At 71.9% G+C, this 21,994-nt stretch carries 21 protein-coding genes; 8 read left to right on the forward strand and 13 right to left on the reverse strand.

Annotated features, from left to right (window positions below; translation table 11 throughout):
* On the forward strand, positions 1 to 972 hold a 972-nt coding region (locus AA75_RS42400), incomplete at its 5' end, for a hypothetical protein (RefSeq protein WP_033825836.1).
* A 127-nt stretch (positions 973 to 1,099) separates the two neighbouring features.
* Here AA75_RS42400 and AA75_RS42405 read toward each other — a convergent pair.
* The gene (locus tag AA75_RS42405; RefSeq protein WP_051814363.1) at positions 1,100 to 1,693 is read right to left on the reverse strand and encodes a toll/interleukin-1 receptor domain-containing protein; all 594 of its coding nucleotides are present in this window, start codon (positions 1,691 to 1,693) and stop codon (positions 1,100 to 1,102) included.
* 181 nt (positions 1,694 to 1,874) lie between these two features.
* Here AA75_RS42405 and AA75_RS42410 point away from each other — a divergent pair, with 181 nt between their 5' ends.
* Positions 1,875 to 2,273 (forward strand): hypothetical protein, encoded by a 399-nt coding sequence (locus tag AA75_RS42410; protein ID WP_051740802.1) that lies wholly within the window; start codon positions 1,875 to 1,877, stop codon positions 2,271 to 2,273.
* A 136-nt stretch (positions 2,274 to 2,409) separates the two neighbouring features.
* Here AA75_RS42410 and AA75_RS42415 read toward each other — a convergent pair whose 3' ends face one another.
* From AA75_RS42415 to AA75_RS50570, 4 genes are all read right to left on the reverse strand, one after another.
* Complete coding sequence (locus AA75_RS42415) at positions 2,410 to 2,778, reverse strand: hypothetical protein (protein ID WP_033825837.1); 369 nt, start codon at positions 2,776 to 2,778, stop codon at positions 2,410 to 2,412.
* Positions 2,775 to 3,185, reverse strand: a complete 411-nt coding sequence (locus tag AA75_RS42420) for a hypothetical protein (RefSeq protein ID WP_033825838.1) — start codon at positions 3,183 to 3,185, stop codon at positions 2,775 to 2,777. Before AA75_RS42420 ends, AA75_RS42415 begins: the two co-directional genes overlap by 4 nt.
* A 92-nt stretch (positions 3,186 to 3,277) precedes the next feature.
* Complete coding sequence (locus AA75_RS50565) at positions 3,278 to 3,445, reverse strand: hypothetical protein (protein WP_158515666.1); 168 nt, start codon at positions 3,443 to 3,445, stop codon at positions 3,278 to 3,280.
* A gap of 83 nt (positions 3,446 to 3,528) precedes the next feature.
* Positions 3,529 to 3,747, reverse strand: coding sequence for a DUF317 domain-containing protein (locus AA75_RS50570; protein WP_033825839.1), 219 nt, complete (start codon positions 3,745 to 3,747; stop codon positions 3,529 to 3,531).
* Positions 3,748 to 4,162: 415 nt separating this feature from the next.
* On the opposite strand from AA75_RS50570, the gene AA75_RS42430 reads away from it, so the two are divergent.
* From AA75_RS42430 to AA75_RS42450, 5 genes are read left to right on the forward strand one after another with little or no spacing between them, the layout of a single operon-like run.
* Positions 4,163 to 4,834, forward strand: coding sequence for a TnsA-like heteromeric transposase endonuclease subunit (locus tag AA75_RS42430; RefSeq protein ID WP_233289445.1), 672 nt, complete (start codon positions 4,163 to 4,165; stop codon positions 4,832 to 4,834).
* The gene (locus tag AA75_RS42435; protein WP_033825840.1) at positions 4,831 to 7,113 is read left to right on the forward strand and encodes a transposase; all 2,283 of its coding nucleotides are present in this window, start codon (positions 4,831 to 4,833) and stop codon (positions 7,111 to 7,113) included. The genes AA75_RS42430 and AA75_RS42435 overlap by 4 nt, the downstream gene beginning before the upstream one ends.
* Complete coding sequence (locus tag AA75_RS42440) at positions 7,110 to 8,354, forward strand: AAA family ATPase (RefSeq protein WP_051814364.1); 1,245 nt, start codon at positions 7,110 to 7,112, stop codon at positions 8,352 to 8,354. Before AA75_RS42435 ends, AA75_RS42440 begins: the two co-directional genes overlap by 4 nt.
* A complete protein-coding gene (locus AA75_RS53875) occupies positions 8,351 to 10,219 on the forward strand; it encodes a TniQ family protein (protein WP_033825842.1) in 1,869 nt (622 codons plus the stop codon). The genes AA75_RS42440 and AA75_RS53875 overlap by 4 nt, the downstream gene beginning before the upstream one ends.
* Positions 10,216 to 12,111, forward strand: coding sequence for a TniQ family protein (locus AA75_RS42450; RefSeq protein ID WP_033825843.1), 1,896 nt, complete (start codon positions 10,216 to 10,218; stop codon positions 12,109 to 12,111). Before AA75_RS53875 ends, AA75_RS42450 begins: the two co-directional genes overlap by 4 nt.
* 30 nt (positions 12,112 to 12,141) lie before the next feature.
* Here the strand turns inward: AA75_RS42450 and AA75_RS42455 are convergent, their stop codons facing one another.
* The 3 genes from AA75_RS42455 to AA75_RS42465 form a co-directional block, all read right to left on the reverse strand.
* Complete coding sequence (locus AA75_RS42455) at positions 12,142 to 13,455, reverse strand: replication-associated recombination protein A (RefSeq protein ID WP_033825844.1); 1,314 nt, start codon at positions 13,453 to 13,455, stop codon at positions 12,142 to 12,144.
* 90 nt (positions 13,456 to 13,545) lie between these two features.
* Entirely contained in the window at positions 13,546 to 13,914 is a 369-nt protein-coding gene (locus tag AA75_RS42460) for an MmcQ/YjbR family DNA-binding protein (RefSeq protein ID WP_033825845.1), read from the reverse strand.
* Positions 13,911 to 14,306 (reverse strand): MmcQ/YjbR family DNA-binding protein, encoded by a 396-nt coding sequence (locus AA75_RS42465; RefSeq protein ID WP_033825846.1) that lies wholly within the window; start codon positions 14,304 to 14,306, stop codon positions 13,911 to 13,913. The genes AA75_RS42460 and AA75_RS42465 overlap by 4 nt, the downstream gene beginning before the upstream one ends.
* 117 nt (positions 14,307 to 14,423) lie before the next feature.
* On the opposite strand from AA75_RS42465, the gene AA75_RS42470 reads away from it, so the two are divergent.
* The gene (locus tag AA75_RS42470) at positions 14,424 to 15,359 is read left to right on the forward strand and encodes an AraC family transcriptional regulator (protein WP_033825847.1); all 936 of its coding nucleotides are present in this window, start codon (positions 14,424 to 14,426) and stop codon (positions 15,357 to 15,359) included.
* An 82-nt stretch (positions 15,360 to 15,441) separates the two neighbouring features.
* On the opposite strand, the gene AA75_RS42475 is transcribed toward AA75_RS42470, so the two are convergent.
* The 5 genes from AA75_RS42475 to AA75_RS42495 form a co-directional block, all read right to left on the reverse strand.
* Positions 15,442 to 16,464: a zinc-binding dehydrogenase gene (locus AA75_RS42475; RefSeq protein ID WP_033825848.1), complete on the reverse strand. Its 1,023-nt coding sequence runs from the start codon at positions 16,462 to 16,464 to the stop codon at positions 15,442 to 15,444.
* Between the two features lie 118 nt (positions 16,465 to 16,582).
* On the reverse strand, positions 16,583 to 18,019 hold the full coding sequence (locus AA75_RS42480; RefSeq protein WP_033825849.1) for a carboxylesterase family protein: 1,437 nt from the start codon (positions 18,017 to 18,019) through the stop codon (positions 16,583 to 16,585).
* Between the two features lie 416 nt (positions 18,020 to 18,435).
* Entirely contained in the window at positions 18,436 to 18,621 is a 186-nt protein-coding gene (locus AA75_RS42485; RefSeq protein WP_033825850.1) for a hypothetical protein, read from the reverse strand.
* 295 nt (positions 18,622 to 18,916) lie between these two features.
* On the reverse strand, positions 18,917 to 20,719 hold the full coding sequence (locus tag AA75_RS42490) for a hypothetical protein (protein ID WP_033825851.1): 1,803 nt from the start codon (positions 20,717 to 20,719) through the stop codon (positions 18,917 to 18,919).
* On the reverse strand, positions 20,716 to 21,867 hold the full coding sequence (locus AA75_RS42495; protein WP_233289448.1) for an AAA family ATPase: 1,152 nt from the start codon (positions 21,865 to 21,867) through the stop codon (positions 20,716 to 20,718). The genes AA75_RS42490 and AA75_RS42495 overlap by 4 nt, the downstream gene beginning before the upstream one ends.
* Positions 21,868 to 21,994: the final 127 nt, after the last annotated feature.

Raw genomic sequence — 21,994 nt, forward strand, 5'->3', positions numbered from 1 at the left:
GCCACCGCCCTCGCCGCCCGCCTGCCCGGCACCTGGACAGCCGAGCACCACCTGGACCTCGATGCGGACATGGCCGACATCGTCTCGATGCTCGCCCTCGGCCCCATCCGGTACGCCGACTTCCGCAACGCCTCCGTCCTCACCGACCCCGCCCGGCCGATCGGTCTCCTCGTCACCGAGGATCAGCACACCACCGGGCTCGGCTACACGATCCGCTCGATCGCCCTGACCGGCGGACACGCCTACACCCAGCAGGCCGTCGCCGACGACCAGCTCCAACTCGCAGTCCCCGCAGACCCGGAGCCCGCAGCGGCCGACATCGAGCGCACCCTGCTCTCATGCCACGACCGGCTCATGGCCCGGCACCGGCTGGCCGTCCTCGAAGAAGCCCTCCAAGGAGCCCAACTGGCCCTCGACCACTGGGACTCGATCTCCGACGGCCTCTGCGACGAAGACGGCTGGCCGCTGGACGAGCAGCTCTACGGCGACGGCAAAGTCCGCCGCGGCGCCGACGCACTCGCCCACCTCCAGCGGGTCCTGCCCCACGCCGACGCGCTCCTCCAAGACGGCCACGCCGCCCACCAGCTCCTGCCGCTCGGGCAGGAAGCCGACCGGGCCGGCTACTACCTGCGCACCCTGGCCGTCACGTTCGTGGGAGCCAACCGGATCCTCGGCGAGTGGAACGCCATCCTGCGGCGCCACACCCGGGCGGACGGGACACCGATCGAGTCCGGCCACACCGCCGCGGTGGAGGAGCGCAACGCGGAGATGTGGTCGAACATCGACACCTGGCTCAGCACCGGCCCGGCCCTCGCCGCCCTGCTTCACGGTGCTGCCGCCTCAGCCGAGCCGCCCGCCCGCGCCGCCGCCGCAGAGGCACGCTCACCTCGACTCCACAGGGCAGCCTCCGCCCTCGTCGTCCAGGTCCTGCGCGCCGAACAGGCCACCACCCGACCTGCCCCGAGCAGGTGAAGTCCCTGTCCTGACAGAGAAATCCGGCAGGCCGACCTGGCCACGGGACGACGGACTCCAGCCTCGCCTCACCAAGCGCCCCGGACGTGTGCGGCTGTGGTGGTTGGTCGCGGCAAGCACGAACCTGCTACACCTCGCCGCCCTCCTCCCAACGGCACTCAGTGCAGCGCACCCCGGCGTACTGATCTCCGCGGTCGTAGTCGGTCGCACCCCACTGTTCGAGCTTGGCTGGCGGAGCGCCGCAGTTGGGGCAGATCACGTAGACGCCGGCTCCGTGAAAGGACACGGCCTCGATGGTCGCCTCGTCCAGGAGCTGTTGGACGCCCTGAAGGAATCCGGTGGTATCGACGCCCAAGATCTTGTTGACGGCGGTCTGGTCGTCGTCTTCGGTCACGGAGACCCAGTACAGGGGGCGGAGGAGCGCAGGGAGTGGCGTGTCGTCCAGGCGGACCGGGATAATCCTGAGTCCGTCTTCCAGTCGCCGGATGATCGCAGTCTCCAACTCGGACTTGACCCACTCCGACGTGCTGGCGTGTTCGGACCAGCAGACCAGCACAGTGTCGACAGTGTCCAAGGCGACCCCGACTTTGCCAGGAATGGAGTCGCCGGGGCTCAGTTCCCACTCATCGAGCCAGATGTCCACGCCGCCCAACCGCAGCTTCGTGGCGAAGGAGCGAACGGCAGGCTTGTCCTTATGGTTCTGGGAAACGAACGCGCGCACTGCTGCTCCTTGTCATCCCAAAGACCTAGCACCAGGTTATCGTCAAGATGACGTTATCGCATCCATGGGGTGAACCTGCCCACCACAGGCATAGTCACAGCTGGATAACGAAGTGTCGGTTTCGGGAATAAATCTGGCATGTGCCCGGTTGACCCCGGCATCGCTAACGAAAGGGCTGTACTTGTCGGATTCGCCGAGACCTCACGACGGCCACAACGACCCGCTCGAGCCGGCTGACCTCCCGCCGCTCGATCACATTGAGCTCTCGATCCCCGACTTCCCCACGCTCTCGCCGGACAAGCCCGTGATCCGCGCGGTCCCGCACCACGACGAGCTGAACCCCCGCGGCAGCGTGATCACCTGCGAGGAGTGCAAGGCGGTCCGCGACTGGCTGCTCCTCAACGTCCGCGCGCACGTCTTCGTCCGCTGCCGCTGCGGCCACGAGTGGCTGGAGGGTGATCTGACGGTCGAGTACTTCGAGCAGCACTTCTCGGCGCCCGAGACCGCCTGGGACGACTTCGAGACGGCCATGGCCTCGACGGGCTACGACGGTGCCTGGGCCGGCATGTACCTCAACTGAGCAGCCACACCGCAGCCGACGGCGGCGGGTGGCCGGCACGTGGCCAGGCTTCGGTGGACTCCGTGAAACGACGACGGGGCGGCACCGCGAGAGATCGCGGTGCCGCCCCGTCGTCGTTGCCCCGAAGGGCTCTCACCTAGCGGTCGAGCAGGCGGAAGCCGCCGTGCTCGTCCTGGAGCACCTGGCCGGAGTTCAGCAGCCGGGTGAGGCTGAGCCGTACGACGGCGACTCGCAGCCCGAGGCCGGCCGCAAGCTCGTCGGCGGGTGCCGGGCCGGAGGCGAGGCCGGTGAGCACCGAGCGGTCGGCGTCAGCGTCGAGCAGTCTGCTCACACGGTAGAGGGCGAGGGCGGATACGCCGCACGCGGTCAGTTCGACGGCGGCCCAGGCGCCGTCGTGCCGCAGGCCCGCTGTGACGGCGATGGCACCGGAGACGGCGGTGAGCGTGATGAACGCGACCGCCGCGTGGCGTAGGCCGCGGCGGGAGATGTTCGGGCTGGTGGTCACGGAGCCTCCTGGGGAAGTGGAGCGTAGCGGGATTGGGAGAAGAAGGAACAGTCGGTGCGGGGCGGGCGGATCCGGCAGGCCCGGCACGGCCGGTCCGGTGCACCGGGGACGACGTGGTGGTGGCAGACGGTCCGGCCTCCGCCGTCGGCGCGCACCAGGTGGGCGACGACGAGTTCGGCGAGCTGATCGGCGGTGCTCCACCCGCAGCGGCCCTCGCCGGGGTGGTGCCGCGCGGGGGTTCCGTCGATGCTGCCGACGGCCAGCAGGTAGCGGTCTGACGGGGCGAGGTAGGCGAGCACGTGGTAGCGGGTCCGCTCGCCCGCGCTGCTGGTGGGGCCGTAGGCGGTGCCGAACGCGCGGGCGATGCCGACGCGGTCGCCGCGCAGATCGAGGGTCTCGGGTTCCAACGGGCCTCCGTGGTCGCGGTGCTCGACGCGAGGTGCGCGTCGATGACTGGGCCGCCGGGCCGGGCCACGGCGGCATGCGAGGGAGGTGTCGCTCAGCGGTGCGGGCGGCGCTGCCGGGGAATACGCCCGGACGTCTCGGCCACGGCCGGGACACGTACGAGCAGGACCCGCGCGACGATCAGCTGGAGAGCGATCAGGAGCAGGCCGATGCGGGTGGCGGCCTGCTCGTCGACCAGCAGGGCGTGGAAGGTAAGGCCCACGGCGGCGGCGCTGATCAGGTATTCGGCGAAGGTCAGGCGGCGACGGGCGGACAGGCGGGGAGTGCGGGGGATGGCGCGTCCTTTCAGGAGGTCGACGAGGTGGTGGTGGACGGGCGGAGGGTGGAGCGGTTGACCATGGAGGTGAGGAGGTCGATGACCAGCTCCGCGGGGGTGTGCCGGTTGAACGTGGCCCGCCAGCCGGGCTGCCGGGCAGTACCGTCCAGCGCGATGATCCAGGTGTCGACGTGCCGGTTGTCCGGCTGGTAGCCGACGTAGACCTGGGTGCACGGCGATGCGACCACTGCCGGTAGATGGCACTCCGTCGGTGCCATGAGCTGCTGTTTTGCCAGTCCCAAGCGGCACCTAAACGCATGATCGGCAGAATCTAGTTGGCATATTCGTACAGGGCGGTGCTGACAGCCCCTGCGTCGGTGTCGCCTGATTGTCGGGAACATGCATCTAAAGCTGGATCTTCGTCGTAGGTTGCTCGTTGATCGTGGGGCGGCGAAGGAGTGGGCGGTCATGGCGTTACGTGGTGGGCGGGCGGCGACGTCGACTGTCCGGTGGTCGGATGCACAAGGGCTGGAGGACCTTGCTCGCCTGGACACAGGCTTTCGCGGGTGCGCTGGCGAGCTTGCTCTGGAGCCGGGGTGGACGCGCAGGTGGACGACGACGTGGCGTTTCGGGCGGACGCCGGTGGTGTACCCGGTCCGGGACTTGGCCGAGGCTGAAGCGGAGATCGTCCGGAGCCGGCCGGTGCGGCGGTTCACCTGGCGGACCGGGCAGTGGCACCGGCCGGGCCTGGAGTACCTGGTGTCCACCGGCCGCCACCACGGGTTCGAGAGCTTCGAGGAGGAGAGCCTGCTCCTGGTGGCGGACTTCGCCGCGGACCTGACGGAGGCACTGTCCCAGCCGTTTCGGCTGCGGTTCGAGTCGACGGCCGGGTCGATGGAGCACACTCCGGACTTCCTGCTGCTGACCGGGACGGGGCCGTGGCTGGTGGACGTGCGGCCGGGCGACCGGATCCGCCCCGAGGACGCGCTGAAGTTCGCGGCGGCGGCCGAGGCGGCGCTTGCCGCCGGGTGGCGCTACAGCGTGGTGTCCGGCTGGCGGGAGAACGTACCGGAGCTGGTGGACGCCCTGTCCGCCGGGCGGCGTCAGCTGAGCGACCCGATCGGGCTGCAGGGCGAGCTGCTCGGCGCCGTCGCGGCCGGGCCGCTGAACTTCGGCGACCTGGTCGGACGGTGCAGCGTGCCGGCCGTCGCCCGCGCCCACGCCGTGCACCTGATGTGGCACCGGCGTCTGGGTATCGACGTGTCGGCGCCGCTCACCGACACGAGCCCGGTCCGTCTCGCTCCTCGTGACGCCGGGACGGGGGCGGCAGCTTGACGCCGGCGGCCTGCTGGGATCTCGCACCCGGCATCGAGCTGATCGTGAACGGGCGCGAGTGGACCGTGGACGTGGTGGAGCCGCAGCTGGGGCGGGTGACGCTGCTTCGGGACGGCGCCGAACCCTGGGCCACCTCGCTGCGGGAGTTGATGCACCATCCCCGCTGCCGCCCCTCCACTCGCACCCGGGCCGACCTGCCGGCGGCCAGCCGCGGCCGACAGCCGAAAGCTCTCGCGGACCTGCCGCCGCAGCGGCGAACGCTGGTCGCGCTGCGGATGGAACACCTACTGGAAGTGGAGACCGGCTACCGCAGCGGCGACCCGCTGCGGCCGGCGGCGGGCGAGCCGCGCCCCGGCTACGACCCGGACACCACCACGCTGACCCAGCGCCGGCAGCACAAGGCGCTGGAGATGCGGCAGGCCGCCACGGCGGATCCGGCCGGTGCCAGGGCGCTCGCACTGGACCGGGTGAGCTACCGCACGCTGATCCGCTGGGACCGCGGCCGGATCCGGTTCGGCGCGGTGGGTGTGGCGGACGACCGGTGGCTGCGGGAGGCGACGGGTCGGCGCATCTCTCCGGCGGTGCGCGAGGCGCTCTTCGCGGTCCGCGCGGAGACGCTGCACCGTTCGAAGCTGACCGCCAAGGACCGCGAGCGCCTGATCCACCAGTACATCCGGGAGATCTACGGGGCCCAGGAGCCGGTGCCGAGTTACGAGACCCTGCGAGTGGTGTGGCGGGAGTGGTTCGGCTCCACGGGCGCACGCCAGCGCTACAGCCGCTCGGCGGCCCGGGTGCAGGAGAACGCGACCGGGCGCCACGTCGTGGTGCACCGGCCCGGGCAGGTCGTCGCGCTGGACACCACGATCCTGCCGGTGAAGGTCCGCGAGGACGTGTTCGGCGAGGCGGTGTCCGTTCACCTGACGCTGGCCCTGGACGTCTACACCCACTCGATCGTGGCGTTCCGCCTCACGCTGGTCTCCGACACGGCGGTCGACGTGGCGATGGTGCTGCGGGACGTGATGATGCCGCTACCGATGCGCCCGGATTGGGGCGAGGACATGGAGTGGGCCTACCCGGGGGTGCCGGCCACGCTCGTGGCCGAGTTCGCCGGGCACGAGGTCGCCGGTCTGCCGTTCTTCGCCCCGGAGACAGTCACCACCGACCACGGCTCCGTCTACAAGAACCACCACGTCACCGAGGTGCAGCGCGTGATCGGGGCGAACATACGCCCGAGCCGGGTCCTTCGCCCGACCGACAAGCAGGCGGTGGAGCGTGCCTTCGGCGCGATCCAGTCGCTGCTGTTCCGCATCCTGCCCGGCTACCAGGGCGTGGATGTGGCCGACCGGGGCGTGGACCCGGAGGGCGACGCCGTGCTGACGGTCGCCGAGATGGAACACATGATCGCCACCTGGGTCGTCAAAGTGTGGCAAAACCGCCGATTCGGCGCGTATGCCCCGAGCTGGGATCCGGCCGGGGATCACAGTCCGAACAGCCTGTTCGCCGCTTCCATGGCGCAGGGCGGCTTCGCGCTGCAGATCCCGCCCGCCGAGCTGTACTACCAGCTGCTGCCGACCCATCGGGTGATGATCCACGGCAAGCGCGGCGTGAAGATCAAGAACCTCTGGTACGACGGCGCCGCACTGGACGACTACCGGTTCGCCGCCTCCGGGCGGGGCGGGGTGGCCCGCAACCGGTACGTCTTCCACCGCGATCCGCGTGACCCGTGCTTCGTGTTCTTCCAGGACCCGCGCACCCACGACTGGCACACCCTGCGCTGGACCGGTCTGCCCGAGGAGGGCCGGGTGCCGGCGTTCGGGGACGCCAGGGTGCGGGAGGTGCTGCGGGAGGTCCGCCGCCGCGGCTTGGCGCCGAAGTCGGATGCCGAGCTGCTGCCGGTGCTGCTGGAACTCATCGGTGCGACCGTGCCGGTGGAGCAGTGGCCGGCCCGGCTGAGCCGGGGCCAGAAGGTGGAACACGCGCGGGAGGTCGCCCAGGTGGCCGCCGCAGCAGCCGACCGCCCGGCGCCGGCACCGCGCGTGGCGACGTCCGCTGCAGGTGAGGCCGCCGTAGTGGGGGGTGCGACGGTGACGCAGATCGCCTGGCGGGAGCGGGCCGAGGCGGGCCAGGGGGCGGTGGACGCCGAGCGTCGGCGCAGGAGGGAGCAGGCCGTCCCCGTCCGCCCGGTGCCGCCGCCCAGGCTGGGGGACCGGCTGCGGGCGGTGAGTCTGCTCGCCCTGCCCGACGAGGACGACACCACGGTTGCGGAGGAGAGCCGGTGAGCGGGAGTACGGAGGGGGCGGTGCCGGTGTTCCTGCCGGGACCGCCACTGGACCGCACGCGCTGGCAGGGCTGGGAGCGCTGGCGGGCGAGCCGGGACGCGTTCGTGCCGGCGCCGCGGCTGACCGCGGCCCAGTACGCGCGGCTGAGCCCCAGGCAGGCCCGGATCCACGACCTGCACCGCCTGGCCACCCACAGCAGCCTGCCGGTGCAGGCCACCCCGATGAGCGAGGCCGTCGCCGACCTGGTCAAGACCCGCATCGAGGACGGCGCGTTCAGCCACAAGTGGGGCACACGCACCGGCGTGATGGTCAACGGCGGCGGCGCCCAGGGCAAGACCGAGACGGTGTGCGAGGCGCTCGCCGCGTTCGAGGACGAGTGGCTCCAGCTGCACCGGCAGGTCAACCCGGAAGCGATCGAGGGCACGCGGGACCTGCACGCCCCGGTGGCGTACGTGCGCTGTCCGGTCCGGGCGACGCCGATCTCCACCTGCCAGCGGATCCTCGACTTCTTCGGCGAGGACCACAAGGGCATGCGTCTGGAGGACCTGGTCCGCACCGTGAAGGACGCGATTTTCGCGCATGGTTCCAAGGCGTTGGTGATCGACGACATTACGAGGTTGAAGCTGCACCGGGAGGCGGACCAGGATGTCCTGGACCTGATCCGGGAGATGATGAGCATGCCCGTCACCCTGATCCTGGTGGGCGTCGGCATCCCGAACTCCGGGCTGCTGCGCGACGGGCGCCGGGACGCCAAGACCGGCCAGTGGATCTTCAAGCCGGTCCCGGACCGCGGCAAGAGCCCCAACGACCAGGCCGCCACCCAGCACGAACGGCGCTTCGACCTGATCGACCTCGACGCGTTCGGCTACGACACGCCCGCGCGGATCGCCGCGTGGACCGCGCACCTGGCGGGCCTCGAACAGCATCTGCGGCTGCTGACCGACACCGAGGGCATGCTCACCACCGGTGGCATGCCCGAGTACCTGTTCCGCCGCACCGGCGGGGTGGTGGGACTGCTGGAGAAGCTCATCCAGACCGGCTGCCGCCGCGCGATCCGCGACCGCAGCGAGCGGCTGACCATCGACCTGCTCGACGGGTTCGCGGTCACCCCGACCGACCTGCCCGACCTGGACGCCGCCTCCGGCGAGCAGCCCCACATCCCCGCCCCGGCCAGGAAGAAGGCGGCGCGAGGGCGCAACACGGTCTTCGACGACGCCGGCCCCAGCGGGGCAGTAAGTTGACCACCGCCCCCGCCCCGCTCGCGCGCAGTCTCGCGCCCCTGTCGCAGGAGTCCCTGGCCGGCTACGTCCTGCGGCTGGCCCACCGCCTTCGCCGACCACCCGGGCGCATCGGCGTGCTGACCGGCCTCGCCCCCTACCGGCTGGGGCGCATGGCCCGCCTGCCCGCACACCTGCTGGTCGACCTCGGGCCCGAGCGAGCGGCGGCGTTCGCCGCCGCCACCCGCCTGAGCCCACCCGAAGTCGCCGCCCTGGGCCTGCGCCAGTACGCCGCCACCTACCCGCCGATGGCCCAGGCCGGCACCCGGACCGATGGCCGGGTGGGCTTCAACGTGTGGGCGTTCACCACCGCCAGCCGGTTCTGCCCCGACTGCCTGGCCGGAGACGGCAGCCCCATCGAGCACGAGCACGGCGGCGCCTGGAGCCATCGCTGGCACCTTCCCGTCGTCTTCGCCTGCACACGCCACCGCCGACTGCTGGAACACCTGTGCCCGAACTGCCGGCGGCCCGCCAACCTCTCCTACGACGGGCGTGCCAGCGCCATCCTCCACCTGCAAGGCGCCAGCCTGCACCCCGCACAGTGCCGCAACCTCGCACTGGACGCGCCTTCGCGCAAGCCCCGCCCGCTGTGCGGCGCCGACCTCATCACGTCCGATCCCGTCATGCGGTCGCTCACCCCGGCCCAGCTGACCACCGTGCTCCGGCTCCAGGAGCGCCTCGACCAGCACCTGTGCGCCGGCGCTGGCACCGGTTCGCTCTTCTTCCCGGACCTGGTGGCCGTCAGCCAGCTCATCAAGATCACCTGGCCCATCGCCGCTGACCATGCACCGCTGCCCACCGCGCTGGCGGACACACTGGACACGCACATCCAGGACGTACGCCGACGCACCGCCGACCTCCCCCGCGGGCACAACGGCCGCGAGGTCATCGGCCCCCCGGCACCGGCCGCCGCGACGGCGGCCCTGCTCGCGATGAGCGAGCACCTCCTGGCCGAGCCGGACGCGGCCACCCTGCGCGAGGCGATGCAGGCCCTCGCCCGCACGGCGTTCGACACCGACCGGCTCCGCTACGCGGGGATCATCCGCCGCCAGCTGTCCACGCCGCTGGCCCTCGCCCTGTCCCGCCAGCAGTTCGGGTTCCACGCCACCGCCGGCGCCGGCACCTCCGGCGTCCTGCGGGTGGCCTCCCGTCCCTGCCTCTTCGCCCCCCGGCACGTCCCCCAGCTCCTGCCCACCGACTGGTACGAACGCCACCTCGCGGACTTCACCGCCCACCTGACGGTCACCAGCCGCAGCAACACCCGCCTCGTGCGCCGGGCCGCCGCGCTGAAACTCGCCGAGATGACCCTGGGCGGCACGCGGGACGACGGCGCACGCCTGCTCGCCATCCCGCCCGGCCACGCCGTCTCCGGCTTCAAGCAGCTGCGGGCACGTACCCCGGACGCGCACTGGGGACAGTTCCTGGCCGCCGTGGAGGCGATCGCCGCCGAACTCGACGGGCAGGACCAGCGGATCGACTACGCCCGGCGCCGCGCGGCCCTCAGCGCGTGGGCCATCCCCGAGGAGCACTGGGCCGCCCTGGCCGCCGGCCTGCCCACCGCACGCGCGATGCGGCTCCCGGCCTCGGTCCTGCTCTGGGCCCGCGTGACCGAGGGCGAGTACCTGTTCAGCCCGCTGGTCCGCGCCGACGGCACAGGGCCGCAGCTGGAGGGCGGGGGCGATCTGGTGCGCGAGGCGGCTGGCCTCCTGGGGGTGCGCCGCGGCGACAAGGCCCGCCTCCTTGAGCGCCTGGCCCCCTACGCCGAAGAGCTCGCCGCCCGGTGCGACGCCCGGCCCGCGGCCGAACCGGCCCCGCGGCAGGAAAGGTGACGGGCCGCCCGCTGCCCCGCAGCCTGGCCCCGCTGCCCGAGGAGTCGATGGCCGGCTTCCTGCTGCGGCTCTCCTTCCGGATCCGCCGCTCGCCGGCCCGCACCGCCGAACTGGCCGGCCTCGGCCCGGTCCGGGACGGCCGCCTGAGCACCGACCACCTCCTGGGCCTGGCACCGGCCGCGGCCACGGCGTTCGCCGCCGCCACCCGCCTCACCGCGAGCGAAGTCGCGCACCTGGGACTTCGACGCTTCGAAGACGCCTACCCCGCGCTGAAGGCCGTGCCCGCCCACCGCCGCATCGCCACCGCGTTCTTCGCCCGCACCTGGGCCTTCACCCTCGCACCGCGCTTCTGCCCGACCTGCCTGGCCGGCGACGGCAGCCCCATCCAGGACCTGCTCGGCGGTGCGTGGAAGGCCAGCTGGCACCTGCCCGTCGTCTTCGCCTGCCCCGCCCACCAGCGGCTGCTCGCCCACCGGTGCCCGCACTGCGGCGGATCGCCCAATCCGATCCACCACCGCCGGGCCGCCCTGCTCCACCGGCCCAGCACACCGGGCATCCACCCGCTGGCCTGCCGCGGCGACGCCGCCCCGCCGGGCAGCGGCCGTCCCGGTGCCTGCGGACCCGTCTGCGGCGCCCGACTCGACCAACCCCCACCCGGCGCACACCCGCCACCTGCCACGGGCGGCGTCGGGAGGCTGATCGGCCTCCAGCAGCGGCTCCAGGCCCGGCTGCACGGCGCCGGCCCAGCGCCGGGCGGGGCGTACTTCCTGGATCTCGCCGCCACCAGCCAGCTGATCACCCTCAGCTGGCCCGCCCCCGCCGACGGCCTCACCCTGGAGCCGTCGATGCTGGATCTCATCGACGACCACGTCGAGACCACCCGAGCCGGCGCCCAGGACCGCACAGACCGGGGCCTGCCGAACCCACAGGCCCCGGACCGGTGGGCCGCACCCCAGGACAGCGCCACCTGCGGCGCCCTCCTGTTGGCCGCCGAACACCTCCTGGGCGACGAGCACGACCCGGGCGACGTGCGCGAGCGGCTCCAGCCCCTGGCCGAGGCCGCCTTCCGGCGCGACGCGAGCGCGTACACCGCGCTGCGAGGCAAGACCATCTCACCGCGCCTGGCCCGCGCGCTCGTGCGCCACCGGCACGGCTTCCACGCCGCCGGCCGCACCGAGAACGACAGCGTGCGCGTCGCCTCCCGCGACTGCCGCTTCGGCCCCCAACACGTCCCGCCCTACCTCCCCCAGCCCTGGTACGACCAGCACTTCGCCGACTTCGCCGACCGCCTGAACAACCCCACCAGCTACACACCCCGGCACCTGCGACGAGCCGTCAGCCTCAAACTCGCCGAGATGGCGGCCGGCGGCTCCTACTCCCAGTGCGCCCGCCTGCTCGGCATCCCCGTCGCCAAGGCCACCAGCACGATGAGCAAGCTCCGCCCGCAGATGGGCCCCACCCTGTGGCGGGACTTCGAGCACCGCGTGGACCAGATCGCCCGCCGCCTCGACGACGACCAGACCCGCGTCGACTACACCCGGCGCCGCACAGCCCTCACCTACTGGCAGCTGCCCGCCGAACACTGGGCCGAACTCTTCGACGACCTGAGTTCCCGCTTCCCCCGGATGGCCGGCGACGACGGACGGCTGACCGCCACCGTCCTGGTGTGGACCGACATCACCCAGGCCGAATACACCCACAGCCCCGTGCTGACCGGCCTCCGCGAGGCCAAGGCGGACTCCAGACGGCTCATCGACAACATCACCCAGACCTACACCCCCGCCAACCAGAAGGCAGGACGCCTCGTCCTGCGCCGGCGCATCACCGCCTACGCGGACCGCCTCGCCCAGCGTCTGGACCACGGACCCCGACCCGAGCGGCCGACGGAGTGAAGTCCTGCAGAGTGACCCCACCCCGGCCGGTCAGCCGCGTTGTCTGCGGGCACGCACAGTAGCCCAGTGGCGTAGGCGTTCGGTGATTTGGGCTTCGTAGCCGTTGCGGGTGGGCTGGTAGTAGGTCTCGCGGTCCATGCTGTCGGGGAAGTAGTCGGCGCCGGAGAAGCCGTCGGTGGTGTCGGGGTCGTACTGATAGTCCTTGCCGTAGCCGAGGTCCTTCATCAGCCGGGTGGGGGCGTTGAGGATGTGGGCGGGTGGCATGAGCGAGCCAGTGCGGCGGGCGGATCGGTGGGCGGCATTGAAGCCGCGGTAGACGGCGATGGACTTGGGGGCGGTGGCGAGGTAGACGACGGCCTGGGCGACGGCCAACTCGCCTTCGGGGGAGCCGAGCCGCTCGTAGACGTCCCAGGCGGCGAGGGCCTGCTGGACGGCGTGGGGGTCGGCGATGCCGACGTCCTCGTTGGCGAAGCGGACCAGGCGGCGAGCGACGAACAGCGGGTCCTCGCCGCCGTCGAGCATGCGGGCGAGCCAGTACAGGGCCGCGTCCGGGTCGGAGCCGCGCATCGACTTGTGCAGCGCGGAGATCAGGTTGTAGTGGCCCTCCTGCGCCTTGTCGTACAGCGGGGCGCGCTGCTGGATGTGGCGGGCGAGCGCGGCGGTGTCCAGGGGCGTCTCGGGGCCCGGGAGGGCCTGGAGCTGTTCGGCCATGTTGAGGACGTAGCGCCCGTCGCCGTCTGCCATGGCGATCAGGGCACGGCGGGCGTCGTCGTCCAGGGGCAGCCGGTGGCCGGTGAGCTGTTCGGCGCGGTCGAGCAGGGTCGACAGGGCGGCTTCGTCGAGGCGTTTGAGGACCAGGACCTGGGTGCGGGAGAGCAGGGCGCCGTTGAGTTCGAAGCTCGGGTTCTCGGTGGTGGCGCCGATCAGGATGACCGTGCCGTCCTCGACGTAGGGCAGGAAGCTGTCCTGCTGGGACCGGTTGAAGCGGTGGATCTCGTCGACGAACAGCAGGGTGCCCTGGCCGATGCCGCGCCGGCGTTGTGCGGTGGCGAAGACCTTCCGCAGGTCGGCCACGCCGGAGAAGGTGGCCGACACCGGTTCGAAGGCCAGGTCGCCGGCGTGGGCGAGGAGCCGGGCGATGGTGGTCTTCCCGACGCCGGGCGGGCCCCACAGGATGGCGGAGGCGAGGCGGTGCTGGGCGACCATGCGGCCCAGCGGGGCGTCCGGGGCCAGGAGGTGGTCCTGTCCGACGACGTCCTCCAGCCGGGTGGGGCGAAGGCGGTCGGCCAGTGGCCGGGCGGGCTCATCGCCGAAGAGCGGCAGCATCGCGTCGTTCGGTTCCATCGGTCTCTCGGCTGGTAGGAGGTGGACATGACGGGTCTTGCCCGGGGTGCCCCTGCGGGGGCTCAGCCGCTCATGGTGGGCTCGGGGCGCTCATCGCGCACCGGGGCGCTCGTGCCGCGGCAGTTGTTCGACGACCAGGTCGTAGGAGTGCTCGACGGCGTCGGTGACCAGTCGCCTGGTGATGCCGGGGCCGGGCGCGAGTGAGATCCAGTGCCGTTTGTCGAGGTAGCGGCCCGGGGTGATGGTGGCGTGGTGGCGTGTCTGGGCGTGGGCGTGTTCGGGTTCGCACTTGACCGTGATGATCTGCTCGTTGGGGTCGTCGGTGACGATCAGGAAGATCTTGCCCGCGACCTTGTACACGTCCAGGTGCTCGGTGAACGGGTAGCCGTGGTCCGTTCCGGGCAGTGCGAGGGCGGTTTGGCGGGCGGTGTCCTGGAGCCGGTCGCCGGCGGTGCTCACCGGGCCGCCGCCGTTGCGGTGCCGTAGGTGTGCGGGTCGACGGGCTGCTCGGCCTTGGGCAGGCGGGCAACGACGAGCCGGTAGGAGTCGATGACCAGTTCCTGGACCAGCTGCTCGTCGATGCCTTCTCCGCTCCCCAGGGTGATCCAGTGCTTCTTGTTCATGTGGTAGCCGGGGGTGATGTGGCTGTACTGCTCCCGCAGGGCGTGGGCCTCGCCGGGGTCCGCCTTGAGGATCACGACGGGACGCCCGGGGACCTCGGTCATCAGCATGAACACCTTGCCGCGGACCTTGAAGACCTCCCAGTCGTCACCGAAGGGGTGCTCCAGCTGGGCTCCTGGCAGTTCCTCGGCGCAGTCGGCGGCGGTCTTGTGCAGGGTCGATCCGTTCATGGTTACCTCGTTCCTCGGGTGATGGCGGCGAAGGCCGCGAGCGGCGCGCCAAACGGTCGCGGCGGCACCCCTATCCTTTCCCCGAAAACGGCAAATCGGGCGGTAGGCTGCGGACACGTGATGGTCGACAGAGGACACTCCAGGGCGGGCGGGCAGGCCGGAGCAGCCGAGGTTCCGCTGTACGGTTTCCAGCCCCCGGTCGGCACTCCGTACGGGCTGGAGGTGAGCACCGTCGAGGACTTCTTCGCCCAGCACGACGACTGGCCGTGGAACCCGCCCCGGCCGGGCCGTGCCACCTTCCACTACCTCATCGCGGTCACCGAGGGCGAGCTGCGGCACGACGTCGACCACCTCACCCGGACCCTCGCGCCCGGACAGTGGCTGTGGGTGCGTCCCGGACACGCGCAGTGCTGGCATCCACCCGGTGCCGCCCGCGGCCCGTTCGTCCTGTTCGAACCCGACGTGCTGCGGCCCGACATCGCCCGCCTGCTGGCTCCGGTCACCGCCCACGACGCGCCTGCCGTGCTGAACCCGCATCCCGACGACGCCGACTGGCTCCAGCAGACCGCGCTCCAGCTCCTGGACGAACACCGCGCTCTCGGGCGTCGCCCCCTGGACGTCCACCACGCCTTGCGGCGCAGCCTGCTCGAATCACTGCTGCTGCGCCTGGCGGGCGCCCCCGGCGTCGCCCCCAGCAGCGCGGCCACGGCCGGCGCGGGCCGCGGGGACAGGTACGGGCGCTTCCTGGACGCCTTGGAGCTGCACTTCCGTGAGCTGCATCAGGCTGCGGACTACGCACGCCTGCTGGACTGCTCGGTCCGCACCCTCAGCCGGGCCGCCCAGGACGCGACCGGCAAAGGGGTGCGGGAGCTGATCGACGAGCGACGCCTGCTCGAAGCCCGGCGCCTGCTAGGAGAGGGCCGGTGGGACGCCCGGGCCGTGGCCGCCCAGCTCGGCTTCACCGACCCCGCGAACTTCGGCCGGTTCTTCCGCGACCGCACCGGTCTCACCCCGGCCGCTTTCGCGGCCCGAGAAGCCGCATCCCGGCCGTGAGCGGGATGCGGCGGCCCGCGCGCCGCCGGCGCTCCAGGGGCCCGGCCACGGCGACCAGTTCTGACCGATGGATGTGGATGTGTCAGTCGTCAAGCAGGACGACGTGCTTGCCCGGCACGGTGCCCGACTCGACGTCGGCTTGGGCATCGCGCACCTGCTCCAGCCCTCGGTAGGTCTTCGCGGCCGGGACCTTGAGCCGGCCCTTGCCGATGGCCTGGAGCTGCTGCTGGAACACCCGGGCGGGCAGGTCGGCGGCCTCGCCCGCGTAGCTGGTCAGCCGCACTCCGCTGGGGATCATGAACGGGGTGAAGTCGGGGACGGTCCAGCCGCCGGCGAGGGCGCCGGTGAAGCAGACGGTGCCGTGCACCCGCACGCACCCCAGCGTGTCCGGCAGGGCCGTGCAGCCCACCAGCTCCAGCGCCGCGTCCACGCCCTGCGGCGCGAGGTCGCCGACCTTCTCGGCGATCTTTCCGTCGTCCACCACCGGGTGGTCGACGCCCATCGCCCGCAGTTCGCCAGCCCGCTCGGCATGCCGTGTGGTGGAGATGACGGTGGCACCCAGGTCCTTGGCCATCGTCGCCGCACTCAGCCCGACCGTGGAGGTGCCGCCCCGGATCAGCAGCGTCTGTCCGGCCTTCAGATCCAGGCCTCGGGTCAAGGATCCGTAGGCGGTCTGGAACATCTCCGGCAGCGCACCGACCACATCCCACGGCAGGGCGGTGTCGAACGCGATGACCTGTCCGGCGGGGACGGTCACGTACTGGGCGTAGGTCCCGTCGAAGGAGCGGCCCATGCCGCCCATCATGGTCGCGACCTGCTGCCCGGGCCGCAGCCCGGTGTCCTCGTCGGCCTCCTCGACCACGCCGACGCCCTCGATGCCGGGAACGCGCGGGTAGGTGACCTCCGCGTCCGACTCACCCTTGCGGGTGGAGACCTCGGACTCGTTGACGCCGAACGCCTTCACCCTGATCCGCACCCAGCCGGGCTTGCAGGCCGGCACCGGCACGTCCTTGATCTCCAGTGCGTCGAGACCGCCGGGCCTGGTGACGACGACGGCCCGCATCGTCGCCAGTGCCCCGTCACCGGCTGCTGTCGGTTGGTTCATGCCGAACTCCTTGTCGTGTCCGCCCCCGGGGATGTGAAGGTCCACCCGGGGCCCGGCGCAGGTACCCGGGCGATCCGCCCGCGGTGGGCCCGGGCCCCGCGCCCGGCCCCCGTGGTTGTCAGGGGCGGTCGATGCCCTCCCACAGGTCGAGGACCTGCTGGTAGTGGGCACTGGCCTCGAAGGGAGGGTTGCCGACGCTGCCCGAGATCGGCCGGTCCGTGACTGCCGGCCACAGGCGGGACTGCTCGCCGGTGGCGAAGTCGAGCAGTATGTCGCGGATCCGCGTGTCACGCTCGGCCTGTTCCTGGCTGCGGCCCAGCTTCTCCTGGCCGACCAGGGCGTACATCTCGGTGCCGTGCACGGCGGGCGCACCCTCGGCGGGGCCGATCACCAGGAGATGGGCGTTGCCGCCCGCGGCTGCGTGGGCCAGGGCACCGCGGGCGGCGGGGATCGCGAAGAGGTAGTCCGCCATGACCGCAGCGCGAACCTCGGCTGGGGTACGGCCGCCCTGGTCGTAGGCAGCGACGATCTTCTTCGCGCGGGAGCGGGAAATCCGCCACCCCGCGACCTCGTCGACGACGCGGTCGCAGGTGCCCGGGTCGAACCGGTCGAGGTCGTTCGCCACCCACCAGCCCATATCGTCACTGGCCATGCTCAGCAGCACATCGACATCGCGGTGCGCGCCCGAGGCAAGAACGTCCATCGGATGGGCGTGCACCACCGCGCCGGGCTGCCCGATGTCCAGGACGACGCCAGTGGCCTTGTTGTCCACCCCGCCGCGGACGCCGAGGTCCGTCGGAAGGACCTTGCGAAGGGCGTCCCGCAGGGAGAACGGGTCCAGGTCGAGCAGCTTCTCCGGGTTGTACGCGACGCCGAGCTCGGTGACGAACCGCTCCGCGAGCTCCTCGGCCCACCAGGCCGGGATGGAGCGGGCGGGCCCGCCGGAGAACCCTGCCAGGCGCCGGTACAGGCCGTCGGCGGAGGAGGCGCCGAGTAGCCCAAAGGTGGTGTAGGCGCCGCCGCTGTGACCATAGACGGTCACATTGGCGGGGTCGCCGCCGAAGTGGGCGATGTTCCGCTGGATCCAGGTCAGCGCGGCGATGACGTCCTGGAGGAAGAGGTTGCTGGCCTCGGCGAGCTTCCCGCCGTACTGCGAGAGCGAGAGCGGGCCCAAGGCGCCGAGCCGGTAGTTGATGGACACGCCCACCACGCGCCCCGTCGCGACGAGGCCGGCTGCGTTCGAGGTGATCTGCGTGTTCGCGCCGTACTCGAATCCGCCGCCGTGGATGTACACCGTCACCGGCAGCGCCTTGCTGGCCGGCTGCTCGGGGGCCCACACGTTCAGGTTCAGGCAGTCCTCGCCCATGCCGCTGTCCGCTTCCAGCCAGTCGCCGCTGTCGGGCTGGATCGAGACGACGCCCTTGCTGTCATAGGGCAGGTCCGGATCGAAGTCCGCGACCACGGGACGGCGGTACCGCTCGGCAGTGGCGTACGGGATTCCCCACCAGGACCGCACCCCAGGTGCGGTCGGGCCCTTGGGAGCGGAGGCGTTCATGATCTGTCCTTCCGGCGGAATTGGGGCGCTTCACGTCTGTCGGCGGCTGTTCGCTCCCGGTGACGCTCTCCTATCGTTCCCCCGGATCCGACAAATCGCCCTGCGGGCCGCGGTCACGTAATGGTCGCCAGGTGACACTTATCGGCTCTGCTCATTGAGCGGATGGGAAATGTAATCGCTGGCGGAGTCGGCAACGGGTGTGTTGGCCGGGCCCTCCCCCGCGGAGGGCGGTCAGCTGGGATACTGCGGTCCGATCAGCAACTCCGGCGAGCCGCTGCAGTGGCGCCCGACATCGGTCACGTCTCGGCTGAACCCCGCCTCCAAGGGACCGAGCCGACCTGCCGTCAACCCGTTGACCGACCCGCCATTTCCCCCTGAATCCAAGCGATCATGGTGACAGTCATCACCGGTATGTGTCATCTATCGGCGGTAGTCGCAGGCGAAGCAGCGTGCAGGCCGCCCTCGGCGTCGATCACCCACGACCAGCCGTGCTCGTAGAGGAAGGCGCTGATGGCGTTGGGGTTGCCCTCGCCGAGCGGCCAGGTTCGGTGCGGGATGGCGTCGCCGGGCCGAGGACCGCGGACAGCGGGGGCGGAGATCACGACGGACAGAGGGGGCCTCCTTCGGGCAGGCGCTGCGGGGTCGTCCATGTTGACTTGGACTGCCCCGATTTGCGTAGTCCGTTCGAGGGTTCGTCTGCCGCAGGCGAACACGCCTGCGCCCGGACCGAGTTGGTCCGGGCACAGGCGCGTTGTGTCGGCGGGGGTGGCGCGGCGGAGGGTCGCCGGCCTGGTTGGGGAAGGGGACTGCGGGGTGGTCGGCCCCGGTCCGGATCGGGAGGCCGGCGAACCTGGCGGCGAGGTCTGCCGCACCAAGCCCAACGCCTCCGTCGGCGTCTCAGCGTGTTTTGCGGATGGCGTCGGTGGCGGCCTGGGCGATGGCGGCAGGGGCACTGGAGGGCCGGGGCAGGTGGAGCAGCGTGGTCCCTGGTAGGTGCAGGGACTCTTTGGTGAGGGTGAGTTGGAGTACGGCGCAGCCGGCCTTGGTGAGGCGGTTGATGCGGGTGACCGCGTTGGCGGTTTCGTCGCCGAAGTAGCGGGCATCGGTGACGATCACGAGGAGGCGGCCGGTGCCGGGGCTGCTGAGGTCGAGGCCGTGGTCGAGTGCATCGATGGCGTCGGCGAGGTTGTGCCTGCCACCGCTGGCGTTGAACGTCGTCACGCGCTCCGGCGCCCGGTGGGTGGGCCGGGTCAGCGCGGTCAGATGCGCGTCGTAGGCGATGGTGGCGGTGCGGGAGTCGGGGCCGGTCATGGCCGCTGCGCGGGCCACGATCCAGGCAGCGGATGCGACGGGCCCGCAGGCGGCCGACATGGAGCCGGAGACGTCCACGGCGATCCCCGCCCGCAGCGGCGGGGTGGGTGAGTTGCGGCGGCGGGTGGCGGTGAACGGCTCTGCGGTGGGCACCGACCCGCTCGCGCGCTGGGCGTCACGGGCGAGAGCCGCGCGCATGTTGAGGCGGCCGGGCGGGGTGGGGCTGGTGGTCCGCTCCTCGGTCCGTTCCCGATAGGCCGCTGCTCGAAGCGCGCGACTCAGGCGCGCGGCGGCACTCTGCTCGGCGGCGGTGGGCCTGCGGGTGCCGGTGACCGGGTTGCTGGAGGGCATCGGTGTGCCGTCGGGGCTGACGGTGGCGCTGCGCGAGTTGAAGACCGACTTGGCGGTGGCGGCGGCCTTGCGCCGCTGGTCCGCCTGCTGGGCGCGGCCCTGGGCCTGGGCCTTGGACCGCGCGGCAACGGCGCTGTCTGCGGCAGTCCGTGCCGCGAGGTCGGCGGCGTCGTTGGCGGCCATGTTGTCCATGACGACCACCACGGCGCCGGACAGCAGATCGGTGAGGTCCTCCGGCGCGGCGGGCAGGGCGGGGGCAGCGGTGTCCAGGGCGTCGCACCAGTCCTGGGCGTGCGCGAGCATGGTGGTGGCGTCGTGGTCGGCGCACCGGTGGGCCGCGGTCCAGATGCCGGTGAGAGTGGCCAGCAGGTCGGCGCCCAGCACCTGTTCGCACAGATCGGCGACGGCTTTGGTCTCGCCGCCGTCCAGGATACCGGCGTCACGGCGGCCGAGGATCAGGGCCGCCACGCCGGCGGCCTGCTCGATTCCCTGGAAGGCGGGTTTGGCGATGTCGGGCATGACCAGGGTCCGGGCACTGGTGCGCAGGTACGTGCGGTCCATCGGCCGCCTGGTCAGGTGAGCGCCTTCGACACGGCTCTCCTCCAGTAGGAGCGCCGCCTCGACGACGCGGGGGTCCGCGCCGGTCGGCTCCACCCATACGGAGTGGGCCGCATGGGCCGCCTCGTGGACGAAAACTCCCCAGGCAGCGGGATAGCGCTCCTCGTCGCCTACGATCCGCGGATGGACCTCGTGGGGCTGGAGAGGCTCGAACAGCGTGGCGTCGAACTCGACCTCCGCCAGGCCGGGGAAATAGGCGGCCGGTGCGCCGCTGCGGGTGCCGGGGCGGCAGGTGACGAGCAGGTCCTGGCGGCCGGACAGCGCGACCAGCCGATCACCCAGCTCGGCTCCCACGCGCAGCCACGCGGCCGGGGAGGACCGGGGCTGTGCGGGCGGGGCGCCGTCGTCGTCCCAGCGCGCGAGATCGGCGGCGTCGTCGGGTGCGGTGGCCGGGGACTGGACGTGGTGATGGGCGCTCATCGCTGGCGGCCCCGGTTCGCGGGTCCGGCGGGCTGCTGAGCAGCCGGGGCGGTGGTGGCGGGGAGCTGTCGGCCGAGGGTGAGCGGCTTGACGTTCTTGACGCCGGCGATCTTGCTGACGGCGGCGGCGACGACGTCGCGGTCCTCCAGAGGAGCGATCCCGATCAAGTTCGCCCACGCGGCCTCGCGGCCGAGGACGGCCTCGGTCTTCTGGTAGCTGAGCAGCTCCCGCAGCTGGGGGGCCCAGCCCAGCTCGCCGAGCTCGACCTGGCCGGCGAGGTGCCGGGCGACCCGGACCACCCGGGCATCGACCCGCAGCGCCTGGGCGAGGTCATAATCGGTCCCGACCTGGATCTGCACGCTGAACCGGGACGCCAGCGCCTCCGTCAGGATCGCCCCGTGTACGCCCGGATTGTGGCCCGCGACCACGAAGAAGCCGGGCTCGGCCGTGACGGTCTCGCCCTTGTGCGCCTTGACCTGGATCTGGCGGCGCCCGTCCATCGCCGGATACATCGCCGACAGAACCTTGGGCGAGATCAGGGTGGCGTCGTCGATCAGCAGGGCGCGGCCCTCGGTCATCGCGGTGACCAGCGGACCGTACTGCCAGACGTAGCCCCCGCTGTCGTCCAGCGTGTAATCGCCAATCAGGTCGCCGACCGTGGTGTCGCCATCGCCCGCGACGGTGAGCAGATCGGGGAACGCGGCCTCCACCAGGGACGTCTTGCCGGTGCCGGGGGGACCGTAGAGCAGCACCGGCACGTCGGCGGCACGCAGCCGCGCCAGCGCCTCGACGTCGGGCAGGGAGGCCAGCTCCCGGGGGTGGTAGAGCTGGCCGCCCGCGCGGCGGATCGGACCGACCTGCCTGGGCGTCTTCGGTGCGGGCGGGGCCGTGCGGGCCGTGGCCGCCTGGGCCCGGGGAGAGTGCGTGCCCGGTGGACTGATCACCACGACCGCCGCGGCGGAGACGGTCTTCCCGTTCGCGCGGAACTGCCTTCCGGTGCCGAGCTGGTCGGCCTCTCCGCGCTGAACCAGCGTGTTGACCGCTTGCTGGACAGCACCGTGGGAGTGCCCCAATGCCTTGGAGATCTCCCCGATGGTGAGCGGGTCCGCCGGCCGGTCGGCCAGCAACTTGGCGACCTTGGCCCGCAGTTCGCCGGGCCTGGCGTGTGCTGGTTTGACGGGCGGTGCGGGTGTGGTCAAAGCGAGGAACCTCCAACGGGTTCGCGGGCGGGCGGGGTTGGCAACGTGCTGGGATGGCGGGGCCGCTCTCGGAGCG

The sequence above is a fragment of the Kitasatospora sp. MBT63 genome, from assembly GCF_000710465.2.
In the GTDB taxonomy this organism is placed as follows: domain Bacteria; phylum Actinomycetota; class Actinomycetes; order Streptomycetales; family Streptomycetaceae; genus Kitasatospora.

What these genes read in the sequence shown, in the direction of transcription:
- AA75_RS42455 (WP_033825844.1), bottom strand. Translation starts at nt 13,455, where the DNA reads ATGGAACCGAACGACGCGATGCTGCCGCTCTTCGGCGATGAGCCCGCC.
- AA75_RS42490 (WP_033825851.1), bottom strand. Translation starts at nt 20,719, where the DNA reads ATGAGCGCCCATCACCACGTCCAGTCCCCGGCCACCGCACCCGACGAC.
- AA75_RS42475 (WP_033825848.1), bottom strand. Translation starts at nt 16,464, where the DNA reads ATGAACCAACCGACAGCAGCCGGTGACGGGGCACTGGCGACGATGCGG.
- AA75_RS42480 (WP_033825849.1), bottom strand. Translation starts at nt 18,019, where the DNA reads ATGAACGCCTCCGCTCCCAAGGGCCCGACCGCACCTGGGGTGCGGTCC.
- AA75_RS42465 (WP_033825846.1), bottom strand. Translation starts at nt 14,306, where the DNA reads ATGAACGGATCGACCCTGCACAAGACCGCCGCCGACTGCGCCGAGGAA.